The 12,517-nt window shown below is 71.0% G+C and carries 10 protein-coding genes; 4 read left to right on the top strand and 6 right to left on the bottom strand.

The annotated features are described in order from the left end of the window. Positions 1–40: 40 nt before the first annotated feature. Entirely contained in the window at positions 41–1,321 is a 1,281-nt protein-coding gene (locus OKJ99_RS21845; protein ID WP_407700739.1) for an extracellular solute-binding protein, read from the bottom strand. A gap of 160 nt (positions 1,322–1,481) precedes the next feature. Between OKJ99_RS21845 and OKJ99_RS21840 the strand changes: the two genes are divergently transcribed. After that, positions 1,482–1,700 carry a dodecin gene (locus OKJ99_RS21840; RefSeq protein WP_326018832.1) on the top strand — a complete coding sequence of 73 codons (219 nt, stop codon included), beginning with the start codon at positions 1,482–1,484 and terminating at the stop codon, positions 1,698–1,700. Between the two features lie 57 nt (positions 1,701–1,757). Next, positions 1,758–2,765 carry an MsnO8 family LLM class oxidoreductase gene (locus OKJ99_RS21835; protein ID WP_326018831.1) on the top strand — a complete coding sequence of 336 codons (1,008 nt, stop codon included), beginning with the start codon at positions 1,758–1,760 and terminating at the stop codon, positions 2,763–2,765. Between the two features lie 10 nt (positions 2,766–2,775). On the opposite strand, the gene OKJ99_RS21830 is transcribed toward OKJ99_RS21835, so the two are convergent. Together OKJ99_RS21830 and OKJ99_RS21825 are read right to left on the bottom strand one after the other, a co-directional pair. After that, positions 2,776–3,765 carry an alpha/beta hydrolase gene (locus OKJ99_RS21830; RefSeq protein WP_326018829.1) on the bottom strand — a complete coding sequence of 330 codons (990 nt, stop codon included), beginning with the start codon at positions 3,763–3,765 and terminating at the stop codon, positions 2,776–2,778. 45 nt (positions 3,766–3,810) lie between these two features. Next, on the bottom strand, positions 3,811–5,433 hold the full coding sequence (locus OKJ99_RS21825) for a phosphodiester glycosidase family protein (protein ID WP_326018827.1): 1,623 nt from the start codon (positions 5,431–5,433) through the stop codon (positions 3,811–3,813). Between the two features lie 179 nt (positions 5,434–5,612). Here OKJ99_RS21825 and OKJ99_RS21820 point away from each other — a divergent pair, with 179 nt between their 5' ends. Beyond that, positions 5,613–8,003: an excinuclease ABC subunit UvrA gene (locus tag OKJ99_RS21820; RefSeq protein WP_326018825.1), complete on the top strand. Its 2,391-nt coding sequence runs from the start codon at positions 5,613–5,615 to the stop codon at positions 8,001–8,003. A gap of 76 nt (positions 8,004–8,079) precedes the next feature. Here the strand turns inward: OKJ99_RS21820 and OKJ99_RS21815 are convergent, their stop codons facing one another. Genes OKJ99_RS21815 through OKJ99_RS21805 form a run of 3 tightly spaced genes read right to left on the bottom strand, consistent with a single transcriptional unit; the run spans position 8,080 to position 11,458 of the window. Then, complete coding sequence (locus OKJ99_RS21815; protein ID WP_326018823.1) at positions 8,080–8,826, bottom strand: succinate dehydrogenase/fumarate reductase iron-sulfur subunit; 747 nt, start codon at positions 8,824–8,826, stop codon at positions 8,080–8,082. Further along, positions 8,823–10,781 carry a fumarate reductase/succinate dehydrogenase flavoprotein subunit gene (locus OKJ99_RS21810; RefSeq protein ID WP_326018821.1) on the bottom strand — a complete coding sequence of 653 codons (1,959 nt, stop codon included), beginning with the start codon at positions 10,779–10,781 and terminating at the stop codon, positions 8,823–8,825. Before OKJ99_RS21810 ends, OKJ99_RS21815 begins: the two co-directional genes overlap by 4 nt. A 5-nt stretch (positions 10,782–10,786) precedes the next feature. Beyond that, positions 10,787–11,458 (bottom strand): succinate dehydrogenase, encoded by a 672-nt coding sequence (locus OKJ99_RS21805; RefSeq protein ID WP_326018820.1) that lies wholly within the window; start codon positions 11,456–11,458, stop codon positions 10,787–10,789. Between the two features lie 133 nt (positions 11,459–11,591). On the opposite strand from OKJ99_RS21805, the gene OKJ99_RS21800 reads away from it, so the two are divergent. After that, positions 11,592–12,482, top strand: coding sequence for a LysR family transcriptional regulator (locus OKJ99_RS21800; RefSeq protein WP_326018818.1), 891 nt, complete (start codon positions 11,592–11,594; stop codon positions 12,480–12,482). The last annotated feature ends 35 nt before the right edge of the window (positions 12,483–12,517 follow it).

Genomic DNA, 12,517 nt, shown 5'->3' with positions numbered 1-12,517 from the left:
ACCTGTCGTCAAGGCGGGGCGGTCCGCCGTCAGAAGGGCCCTAGTTCCGCTCGTCCAGCCGGTCCGTGATCTCGCGGGAGGCATTCTTCGCCTCCGTCGCCGGGTCACCGCCTGCGAGGACCTTGGACATGTACTCCTTGATGGGGTTGTCGCCGGCCTCCACGTTCGGCCACAGCGGCGAGCCGGGCGTCGCCTTGCCGTAGGCGGCGCCGGCGGCCATCGTGGCCACGCCCGGCTTGCCTGCGACCGCGCCGGCGAGCGTCGTCTTGTTCGGCACGTAGTTCATGGTGCGGGCCAGGTCGGTGTTCCACTTCTCGCCGGCCAGCGCCTTCACGACCTCGATGGCACCGTTCCGGTCGCCGGTGTTCGCCGGTACGACCAGGTCGGAGCCGCCGGTGAACACCGTGCCCGGCCTGCGTGACGTCTTGCCGGGGATCGGGAAGTAGCCCAGCTCGCCCTTCAGCTCCGGGTTCTTCTGGAGGATGCGCTGGGTGGCGCCCGGCACGGAGATGATCTGCGCGATGTCGCCGCGGGCGAACTGCTCGGCCTGCGGCGGGTGTTCCTCGTCGGCGTCCTTGGGGCCGCCGCCGAGCGCCTGGAGCTGGCGGTAGAAGGCCATGCCGCGCAGTGCGGCGGGCGTGGCCAGGGTGCCGGACCAGACGCCCGAGGACTCCTTGGCGAGGTTCCCGCCCTCGTCCCAGATGAATCCGGAGAGCGTGTACCAGTCCTGCCCTGCGAGGTAGATCCCCTCCGTGCCGCCGGAGTTCAACGTCCTTGTCACATCGAGCCATTGGGCGCGCGTGGTGGGCGGCCTGTCGATGCCCGCCTGCCGGAACAGATCCTTGTTGTAGATGACGACGCGGTTGGCCGCGTACCAGGGGATGCCGTACTGCCGGGAGGAGTCGACGCCGGGTTCGGCGAGGCCCGGCAGCCAGTCGTGCATGCCGAGGTCGCGGGCGGACTCCAGGGAGAGGTCGAGCAGGCCGTCCTCCTCGACGTACTGCGGGACCTGGGTGTTGCCGACCTCGATGACGTCGGGGGTGCCTGGCTCGCCACCGCTCTCCTCGTCGAGCGCCTTGGTGACCTTGGCGCCGATCCCGGTCCAGTCCTGGATCCGGATGTCGAGGGTGATGCCGTCGTGGCGGGCCTCGAAGTCCTCCGTGAAGCGTTTGAGGAAGTCCTCCGACGCGCTGCCCCGCATCAGCCACACGGTGACCGACCCCTTCTCCTCTCCCCCGCCCGGGAGGGCTCCGCACCCGGTGAGCAGCGCGCCGGTGGTGAGGAGGGAACCGAAAGTCAGGGCAAGGCGGCGGGAGTTCACGTCGGTCACTTTCTGCCTGCGGACAGGGAAGGTCGACCCGACGTGGGGGAGAGCGCAGGGCTCGTACGGGCGTTCAGGGAGTTTGGTATAGACCAACGGAAGGGTCAAGGGGTCCGACATACGGATGGCGGGCCGCGCCGCGCTGGGGCACGGTGGAACCATGTCGAACCACACGTATCGCGTCACCGAGATCGTCGGCACCTCTCACGAAGGCGTGGACGATGCGGTCCGCAATGGGATCGCCCGCGCCTCGCAGACCGTGCGCAACCTCGACTGGTTCGAGGTCACGCAAGTTCGGGGGCAGATCGTCGACGGCGATGTCGAGCACTGGCAGGTCGGCCTGAAGGTCGGCTTCCGCCTGGAGGACGACGGCTCCTGAGCGGGGCGCGGGTCGGTTTCCGGGAATCCCTGGGACTCCACGGCGTTGAACCAAGGTGTGAGCACCGTGATCGAATCGACCCGCTTCTCCGTCCTGGACCGCTCCCGCACCCGCGAGGGCCACTCCGACCAGGACGCGCTGCGCGACACCGTGTCCCTGGCCCGGGACCTGGAGCGGCTCGGCTACCACCGCCTGTGGGTCTCGGAACACCACGGTGTGCCGGGCGTCGCCGGTTCCGCGCCGACCGTGCTCGCGGCGGCCGTCGCGGCGGCGACGCGCACCATCCGCGTGGGCACCGGCGGCGTCATGCTGCCCAACCACCAGCCGCTGGTCGTGGCCGAGCAGTTCGGGGTCCTGGAGTCACTCTTCCCCGGCCGGATCGACATGGGGCTCGGCCGCTCGGTCGGGTTCACCGGCGGGGTCCGCAAGGCGCTCGGCCGCGACAAGGACGATGCCGACGACTTCGCGGCGCAGCTCGACGAACTCCTGGCGTTCTTCACCGGCACCTCGTCCACGCATGTGCACGCCCGCCCCTCCGAGGGCCTGGCCGTGCCGCCGTTCGTGCTCGCGATGGGCGAGGGCGCCTCGATCGCCGGCCGCGCGGGGCTGCCGATGGTGATCGGCGACTTCCACTCCCGCGAGAAGATGCTGCGCGGCATCGACCGCTACCGCGAAGCGTTCCACCCCTCCCCCTGGGCAGCGGAGCCGTACGTCGTGATCTCGGGAACGGTCGCCGTGGCGGGCAGCGAGCCCGAGGCGCGCCGGATCCTCACCCCCGAGGCCTGGTCGATGGCGCACTCGCGCACCCACGGCACGTTCCCGCCGCTGCCACCCGCCGAGCGCATCGCAAGCTTCGAGATGACGGAGAAGGAGCGGGAGCTGTACGAGTCCGGGCTGCGCGGCCACATCGTCGGCACGGAGCAGCAGGTCACCGACGAGCTGGAAATGGTCATCAAGGAGAGCGGGGCGCAGGAGGTACTGGTGACGACCAGTACGTACGACCGCGAGGCCCTGCTGGAGTCGTTCCGCCGCCTGGCCAGGATCGCGCGCCTGACGCCCCGCTAGCCCCCTCGGTTCACTTCACTCCCAGGCCCCGCAGCAGCATCGGCAGCGACGCGTGCAGTTCGCGCTGCCAGTACGGCCAGGTGTGGGTGCCGGGGCCGTAGAAGTTGGTGGTGAGGTGCTTGGCGCCCGCCTTCCTCAACTGGGCGGCCAGGGCGTGGTTCTGGCGGTTGAAGTCCGTCTCCAGGGCGTTGGTGGCGCCCGGCGGGTCCAGCGGGCCCGCGGTGCCGTCGCCGCAGGAGAGGTACACCGGCAGCGACTTGAGACGCTTGGCCAGGTAGTACGGGTCGTGGGCGGCCCAGATGTCGCGCTGGGCGACGGGGTCGCCCCACACGCGCAGGGGGTCGTTGCCCTGGCCGGCGAAGAAGCCCATGATGCGGCTCGTCGACTCGTCGTTCAGGAGCGGGTGCGCGGAGCCGGAGTAGGCCGCGGCCGCCTTGAACATTCCCGGGTGCCGGGCCGCGTACAGGAGCGCGCCCTGGCCGCCCATCGAGAGGCCCGCGACGACGCGGCGGGGGCCCGCGCCCCAGTCGCTCTCCAGCAGGCGGCGCAGGTCGCGGGTGTGGAAGGTGTCCCAGGCCGGGTCGCCGCCCTCGCCGTAGTTCCACCAGTCGCTGTACCAGCCGTTCCAGCCCGCTTCCGGCATCACGACGAGGACGTCGCGCAGGCTGTCGGCGGAGGCGACGTCCGTCATGTTCGTCCAGGACGTGTAGTCGCCGCAGCAGCCGTGCAGCAGCCACAGGGTGGGCCAGTGCTTGGTGCGGTCGTCGGGGTTCCAGCCGTCGGGGGTCAGTAGGCGGACCTTGACCGTGCGCCCGCCGAGGGCCGACGCGCGGACGGAGAGGTCCACCTGGCGGTCGGCGACCTGCGTGACGTCGACGACCTCGGCGGCGGGCCGCGACTTCGCCGCGGCGACGGCCGACGGGACCGAGCCCAGCGTGAGCAGCAGGGCGGCCAGGACGAGCAGCAGACGTCTGGTGCGGAGGGTCAGGGCGGCGGTCATGGCGGCTCCCTCGAATCGTCCGGCGTTTGTCGTCCGGCCCTTGCGTCAGCGGGTGTCGGGGAGCACCAACAGGGCGTCCCCGACCGGGCGTTCACCGGTCGCGTCGGACGGGTCGTTGATCACCTGGTCGTCGACGACCATCGTGGTCGAGCCGCCGCCGTCGAGGTTGATGGCGTCCCGCAGGCCGAGGGACGTGGCGACATCGGCGCTCTCGTTGATGCTCAGGCCGAGGGAGCTCGTGCCGCGGCCGTCGGCGGTGACGAGCACGGTGCGTCCCGCGGCGTCCGTGCCGGCGAGGGTGCGCGGGTTCCGCTTGTGCACCCAGCCGTAGTAGAAGCTCGGATTGCCGGGCTGCACCATGCCGTCGGTGGCCGCGGTGACGTGACGGCGGCCGTCGCGGACGAGTTCGGGGCCGCCGTTGAGGATGCTGGTCGAGCGGGAGGCGGTGACGGCGCGCCCCTTGGCGTCCTCCAACCCGCTCTGGATGCGCAGGGGTTGACCGGTCTTCGCGAGAGCGGTCAGCCGCGCCGCGTACGCGCCCGTGGCCTGGACGCTGCCGCCCCCGGCGGGCAGGGTGCCGCCGCGCGGGGAGCGCACCTCGACGACGCGGCCGGTCCGGTCCAGGACGGCTTCGGCGCCGTCGCCCTTGGGGGTCTGCTTGCCGAACTGCGGGGTGAACGCGACGAGTTCGTCGGGGTCGGTGCAGGTGGTGTCGTGCAGCGGCCGGGCGGTAGGGGTGTCGTCGGCGGTGCCGCCGCAGTTGCGGATCAGGCCGGGGACGCGGTCGATGCCGTCGAGCGGCAGCTTCGCACCGCCTGCGCGGACGCTCCCCCGCCAGGTGAACCGCTCCACGTCGGTGCCGCGCGCGGAGTCGTGGACGACGAGGCCGGGCCGCCCGTTGACCGCCTCGCTCAGAAGGCGGCCGTTGTAGACGCCGACGCCTGCCGGGTCGCCGGGGGCGCCCGCCTTGGGGTCGAGGACGAAGAAGCCCGCGTTGACCCCGGCCGTCGCGCCCTCGGCGGCGGCGAGCGCACTGGTGGTCTCGCGGTTCTCCAGGTCCGGCCCGTACGTGGCCTTGAGGTCGCCGCGGAACTTCTTCGGGTCGACGGTGAGGACGTCGACGCGCCAGGGGCCGCGGTCCCCCGCGTTCCCGTCCCAGCCGGTGTACCAGGCGGATCCGGTGTATCCGGCGGCGCGCAGGCGGGTGCGTTCGGCGGTGGCGGCGGCCTCGGTCGGGAACGTACCGACGCGGACGCGCCAGCCGAGGGTGCCGCCCGCGTAGTCGGCGGTCGCCGCCGTGGTGACCTTCTCGGACCGGGCATCGAAGCCGTCCGCGCGCAGGTCGGAGGCGAGTTCGGCGGCGCTGGTCTCGTCCTTCAGAGCGGTCGGCGGCGCGTCCGGGTCGGGCGAACCGGCGCCGCCCGGGATCGAGACCTCCACGGTCCACGCCATGGCCGGGGCCTCCGCGCCGCGCACGATCCGGGTGAGCGTCACGCCCGGCTGCAACGTGCGCGTCGTCCGCGTCTCCGACAGGTCGGCGGCGCCGAGCGGCAGGCCGCCGTGCCGGGGCACGGACGGGGCCGGTGACGACGAGGCCGGTGCGGGTGCCGCACCCACGAGGGCGAGGGCGCAGAACGCCGCGCCCGCGCCGAAGAGTCTGCCGTTCACAAGCCCCCCACTGCTCGAATGACGACCTCCGTAACCGTGCGTGAGCCCATGACCAGCAGTCAAGGCATGTGCACATCATTCATCGGCCGTTCTCCGTGCGGCCGCTGCCGCGACGTGGGTGGATCATGGAGTACGACACCGTGAGAGCACAGCCGTCCGTACGACCGGGAGCCCGCCCCATGCACCACCCCACCTCGCCCGACCCCCGCCACGACGGTCTCGTGCGGGTGCGCGGCGCCCGCGAGCACAACCTCAAGGGCCTCGACGTGGACATCCCGCGGGACGTCCTGGCGGTCTTCACGGGGGTGTCAGGGTCGGGAAAATCGTCGCTTGCCTTCGGCACGATCTACGCGGAGGCGCAGCGCCGCTACTTCGAGTCGGTCGCCCCGTACGCGCGCCGGCTGATCCACCAGGTCGGTGCGCCGAAGGTCGGCGAGATCAGCGGGCTGCCGCCCGCGGTGTCGTTGCAGCAGAGCCGTTCGGCGCCGACGTCGCGCTCCTCGGTCGGCACGGTGACGACGCTGTCGAACTCGCTGCGGATGCTGTTCTCGCGGGCCGGTACGTATCCGGCGGGCGCCGAGCGGCTTGACTCCGACGCGTTCTCGTCGAACACGGCGGCCGGGGCATGCCCTTCCTGCCACGGCCTCGGCCAGGTGCACCGCACCACCGAGGAACTGCTGGTGCCCGACCCCTCGCTGTCGATCCGCGAGGGCGCCATCGCGGCGTGGCCGGGGGCCTGGCAGGGCAAGAACCTGCGCGACGTCCTCGACGCACTCGGCTACGACGTCGACCGGCCGTGGCGGGAGCTGGAGCGGGCGGACCGGGAGTGGATCCTGTTCACGGACGAGCAGCCGGTGGTGACCGTGCACCCGGTGCGGGACGCGGGCCGCATTCACCGCCCGTACCAGGGCACGTACATGAGCGCGAACCGGTACGTGCTCAAGACGTTCTCCGACTCCAAGAGCCAGTCGCTGCGCGCGAAGGCGGAGAAGTTCCTGGAGAGCACGCCCTGCCCGGCCTGCGGGGGCGCCCGGCTGCGCGCGGAGTCACTGGCCGTCACCTTCGGCGGCCGTACGATCGCGGACCTCGCCGGTGTCCCGCTGGCGGACCTCGCCGGTCTCCTCGCCGCCGAGGGCGACACGTCCGAGACGGCGCGTGTGCTCACCGAGGACCTGCGGGCCCGCATCGCCACGGTCACGGAGCTCGGCCTCGGCTACCTCAGTCTCGACCGGCCGACCCCCACCCTGTCGGCGGGCGAGCTCCAACGGCTGCGCCTGGCAACCCAGTTGAGGTCGGGGCTCTTCGGCGTCGTGTACGTCCTCGACGAGCCCTCCGCCGGACTCCACCCGGCCGACACCGAGTCCCTGCTCACCGTCCTGGACCGGCTCAAGGCGTCCGGCAACTCCGTCTTCGTGGTCGAGCACCACCTGGATGTCATGCGGCACGCCGACTGGCTGGTCGACGTGGGGCCGCAGGCCGGGGAGCACGGCGGCCGGGTGCTGCACAGCGGGCCGGTGGACGGGCTGCGCGAGGTCACGGAGTCGGCGACGGCCCGCTATCTCTTCGACGACGAGGCCATCGACGAGGCCATCAAGGGGCGCCAAGTCCGCACCCCCACCGGCTGGTTGAAGGTCGGCCCTGTCACCCGGCACAACCTGCGCGAGGTCACCGCGGCGTTCCCGCTGGGCGCCTTCACCGCCGTCACGGGTGTCTCCGGGTCCGGGAAGTCGACCCTGATCGGCGAGATCACCGAGGACCTCGAAGGCGTCGGCCGGCTCGTGGTCGTCGACCAGAAGCCGATCGGGCGCACACCACGCTCCAACCTGGCCACGTACACGGGTCTGTTCGACGTCGTCCGCAAGGTGTTCGCCGCCACCGACGAGGCCAAGGCGCGCGGCTACGGCGTCGGCCGCTTCTCGTTCAATGTCACCGGCGGGCGCTGCGAGACATGTCAGGGCGAGGGCTTCGTCAGTGTGGAGCTGCTGTTCCTGCCGAGCACGTACACACCGTGCCCGGACTGCGCGGGCGCCCGCTACAACCCCGAGACACTCCAGGTCACCTACCGGGGGCGGAACATCGCCGAGGTCCTCGATCTGACGGTGGAGTCGGCGGCGGAGTTCTTCGAGGCGGCGGACGACGATGCGGCGCGGCCCGTGCTGCGCAGCCTGCGCACGCTGCTCGACGTCGGCCTCGGCTATCTGCGGCTCGGGCAGCCGGCCACCGAGCTGTCGGGCGGCGAGGCCCAACGCATCAAGCTGGCCAGCGAGTTGCAGCGGGTGCGCCGCGGCCACACCTTGTACCTTCTCGACGAGCCGACGACCGGTCTGCACCCGGCCGACGTGGACGTGCTGATGCGGCAGCTGAACGGGCTCGTCGACGCCGGGCACTCCGTGGTCGTCGTCGAGCACGACATGGCGGTGGTCGCCGGGGCGGACTGGGTCGTCGACATGGGGCCCGGCGGCGGGGCCGAGGGCGGACGGGTGGTGGTCTCGGGGCCACCGGCGGACGTGGCGGCCGATCCGGCGAGCCGGACCGCTCCGTACCTGCGGAGGGTCACGCGAACGCGATGACGGGACCGGAGGTTGAGCACCACGCCGGTCCCGCCCACCCCGCGCTCTTCGCGGGACGCCTATCGCGCTCGCCTGGTCAGCGGCTGACCTTGCGGTTCGCGCGCAGCCACTCCTTGTTCATGCTGGTGATGGAGAACAGCGGGATGCCCTTCGGGCAGGCCGTCGCGCACTCGCCGGTGAGGGTGCAGCCGCCGAAGCCCTCCTCGTCCATCTGACCCACCATGTCGAGGACGCGGGTCTCGCGCTCGGGCGCGCCCTGCGGCAGCACGTTGAGGTGGTTGATCTTCGCCGAGGTGAACAGCATCGCCGCGCCGTTGGGGCAGGCCGCGACGCAGGCGCCGCAGCCGATGCACTCGGCGTGCTCGAAGGAGAAGTCCGCGTCGGGCTTGGGCACGGGCGTGGAGTGCGCCTCGGGGGCGGCGCCCGTCGGGGCCGTGATGTAGCCGCCGGCCTGGATGATCCGGTCGAAGGCCGAGCGGTCCACGACCAGGTCCTTCACGACCGGGAAGGCGGAGGCGCGCCACGGCTCGATGTCGATCGTGTCGCCGTCCTTGAAGGACCGCATGTGCAGCTGACAGGTGGTGGTGCGCTCGGGGCCGTGCGCGTCGCCGTTGATGACGAGCGAGCAGGCGCCGCAGATGCCCTCGCGGCAGTCGTGGTCGAAGGCGACCGGGTCCTCGCCCTTGAGGATGAGCTCCTCGTTGAGGGTGTCGAGCATTTCGAGGAAGGACATGTCCGTCGAGATCCCGTCGACCTCGTACGTGGACATGGCTCCGTCGGCGTCGGCGTTCTTCTGGCGCCAGACGCGCAGGGTGAGCTTCATGCGTAGCTCCGCTGAGTGGGGTGGACGTACTCGAAGACGAGGTCTTCCTTGTGCAGGGTGGGGGCGGCACCGGTGCCGGTGAACTCCCAGGCCGCCGCGTAGGAGAACTCCTCGTCGACGCGGGCGGCCTCGCCGTCGGGGGTCTGCGACTCCTCGCGGAAGTGGCCGCCGCAGGACTCGGCGCGGTGCAGGGCGTCGAGGCACATCAGCTCGGCGAGCTCGATGTAGTCGATGATGCGGTTGGCCTTCTCCAGGGACTGGTTGAACTCCTCGCCGACGCCGGGCACCTTGATGCGGCGCCAGAACTCCTCGCGGATCTGCGGGATCCGGTCGAGCGCCTTGCGCAGCCCCGCTTCGGTGCGGGCCATGCCGCAGAACTCCCACATGAGCTCGCCGAGTTCACGGTGGAAGGAGTCGGGCGTGCGGTCCCCGTCGACGGCGAGCAGCTTCGCGAGCCGCTCCTCGGTCTCGCGCACGACCTCGACGGTGGCCGGGTGCTCGGCGTTCACCTCTTCCTCGTGCGGGTGCTTGGCGAGGTAGTCGTTGATGGTGGCCGGGAGGACGAAGTAGCCGTCCGCGAGGCCCTGCATCAGCGCGGAGGCGCCGAGCCGGTTGGCGCCGTGGTCGGAGAAGTTGGCCTCGCCGACGGCGAAGAGGCCGGGGATGGTGGTCTGCAGGTCGTAGTCGACCCAGAGTCCGCCCATCGTGTAGTGCACGGCGGGGTAGATCCGCATCGGCGTCCTGTACGGGTCCTCGTCGGTGATCCGCGCGTACATGTCGAAGAGGTTGCCGTACTTGGACTCGACGGCCTTCTTGCCCATGCGCTTGATGGCATCGGCGAAGTCGAGGTACACACCCTGCCCGCCGGGGCCCACTCCCCTGCCCTCGTCGCACACGTTCTTCGCGGCGCGGGAGGCGATGTCACGGGGCACGAGGTTGCCGAACGCCGGGTAGATGCGCTCCAGGTAGTAGTCCCGCTCGTCCTCGGGGATCTCGCCCGCGGGACGTGTGTCGCCCTTCGCCTTCGGCACCCAGATGCGGCCGTCGTTGCGCAGCGACTCACTCATCAGCGTCAGCTTGGACTGGTGGTCGCCCGTGCGCGGGATGCAGGTGGGGTGGATCTGCGTGAAGCAGGGGTTGGCGAAGTAGGCGCCGCGCCGGTGGGCGCGCCAGATCGCCGTGGCGTTGGAGTTCATGGCGTTCGTCGACAGGTAGAAGACGTTGCCGTAGCCGCCGGAGGCGAGCACGACGGCGTCCGCGAAGTACGTGTCGATCTTGCCGGTGATCAGGTCGCGGGCGACGATGCCGCGGGCCTTGCCGTCCACGATGACGAGGTCGAGCATCTCGGTACGCGGGTGCAACTCGATGCTCCCGGCGGCGACTTGGCGGCTCAGCGCCTGGTACGCACCGAGGAGGAGCTGCTGTCCCGTCTGACCGCGGGCGTAGAACGTACGGGACACCTGCACGCCGCCGAAGGAGCGAGTGTCGAGGAGGCCGCCGTACTCGCGGGCGAACGGCACACCCTGCGCGACGCACTGGTCGATGATCTCGACGGAGATCTGCGCGAGGCGGTGCACGTTGGACTCGCGGGCGCGGAAGTCGCCGCCCTTGACGGTGTCGTAGAAGAGGCGGTGCACCGAGTCGCCGTCGTTGCGGTAGTTCTTCGCGGCGTTGATGCCACCTTGCGCGGCGATGGAGTGGGCGCGGCGCGGGGAGTCCTGGTAGCAGAACTGGACGACGTGGTAGCCCTGTTCGGCCAGGGTGGCGCCCGCCGAGCCGCCGGCGAGTCCGGTGCCGACGACGATGACGGTGTGCTTGCGGCGGTTGGCCGGGTTGACCAGCTTGGCCTCGAAGCGGCGGGTGTCCCAGCGCTCGTTGACGGGGCCGGTCGGGGCCTTGGTGTCGACGACCGGCTCGCCGGTGGTGTACTCGGCGTATTCCGTGGACGTAGTCATGTCTCTCAGCTCACCAATCCGGTCATGACACCCACGGGCACGGCGATGAAGCCGAGCGTGAGCACCACGGCGAGTACGTTGCCGACGGTCTTCAGCACGCGGTCGCGGGTGCGGCTGCCGACGCCGAGGGTCTGCGCGGCGCTCCAGAACCCGTGCTGGATGTGGAGGCCGAGGGCGAGCATCGCGACGATGTAGATGACGTTGCTGTACCAGGTCGAGAACGTGTCGATGATGTTCTGGTACGGGTGCAGGTGCTCGTAGCCGCCGGGGTGCACCGTGCCGGTCGTCAGGTCGAGGATGTGCCAGACGATGAACAGGCCGAGGATGATGCCGCCCCAGCGCATGGTGCGTGTGGCGTAGTCGGAACGCGGCTTCTTGTGTGCGTACTTGTTGGGGCGCGCCTTGATGCCGCGTCGGCTCAGCTGGTACGCGGAGGTGGCGTGCGCGACGACGGCGACGACCAGGACGACGCGGGCGATCCACAGGCCCCACTCGTAGTGGAGCACCGGGGAGCCCATGGTGCGCAGCCAGGAGGCGTAGTGGTTGATCTCCTCGGGGCCGAAGAAGATCTTGAGGTTCCCGATCATGTGCGCGACCAGGTAGAGCAGCATGACGAGCCCGCTCACCGCCATCACTGTCTTCTTGCCGACGGAACTGTCCCAGACAGTACGTGCCATGGACGGCCGTCGATCCGTCCGCGTTGCCAGAGCCATGGGTCAAGACGCTAGAGCCCAAAGGCCCGATCGGTCCAAGACATGGTGCGCCTCATTTCGATAGGCATTCACTATCGAGGGAACTATGCTGGCCGGTATGCAGTTCCAGCAGCTCCAGTACTTCGTCGCGGTCGCGGAGACCCGGCACTTCACGCGCGCCGCCGAATTGGTGCATGTCGCCCAGCCGTCGCTGTCCCAGCAGATCCGGGCGCTGGAGCGGGAGCTGGGGGTCGACCTCTTCCTGCGGGCCCGCGGAAACATCTCGCTGACCGACGCCGGGGAGGCACTCCTGCCGCTCGCCCGCCGGATCCTCGCCGACGCGGACACGGCGCGGCACGAGGTGCAGGAACTGGCGCAGCTCAAGCGGGGCCGGGTGCGGCTCGGCGCGACCCCCTCGCTCTGCACGGGCCTGCTGCCGGACGTGCTGCGCTCCTTCCACGACCGCTACCCCGGCATCCAGCTGATGATCGAGGAGGGCGGCTCCCACGACCTCGTACGGGAGCTCGCGCGCGGCGCCCTCGACCTCGCGCTCGTCGTCCTCCCGCTGCCGGCGCCGGCGCCCGCCCTGACGACGGTGGAGCTGCTGCGCGAGGAGCTGGTGGTGGTGTCCTCCCAGGACGCGCCCGCGCCGGGGCGGGGCCGCAAGTCCGTGCGCATCTCCGATCTGGAGGGCGAGCGGCTCGTCATGTTCCGGCACGGGTACGACCTGCGGGAGCTGACCGTCGCCGCGTGCCGGGGCGAGGGGTTCGAGCCGGACTTCGCGGTGGAGGGCGGCGAGATGGACGCGGTCCTCGGCTTTGTGCGGGCCGGGCTCGGGGTGGCGGTGGTGCCGTGGATGGTGGCGCATCGGGCCGGGGCGGATCTGCGGGTCACTCCGTTGGCGAAGCCGGGGCTGAGCCGGACGATTGCGCTCGCGCATCGGTCGGATGTGGCGCCGCCACGCGCTGCGCGGGAGCTTCAGCGGATGCTTTTCGAGGGGCGGGAGTGAGGGTTGCGGTCGGCCGGGGTTGCGGTCGCGGGGCT

Origin of the sequence: Streptomyces endophyticus, from assembly GCF_035798155.1 — a bacterium.
In the GTDB taxonomy this organism is placed as follows: domain Bacteria; phylum Actinomycetota; class Actinomycetes; order Streptomycetales; family Streptomycetaceae; genus Streptomyces; species Streptomyces endophyticus.
Note: the sequence above shows the minus strand (reverse complement) of the source record. Positions and strands in the feature narration are given on the sequence as shown.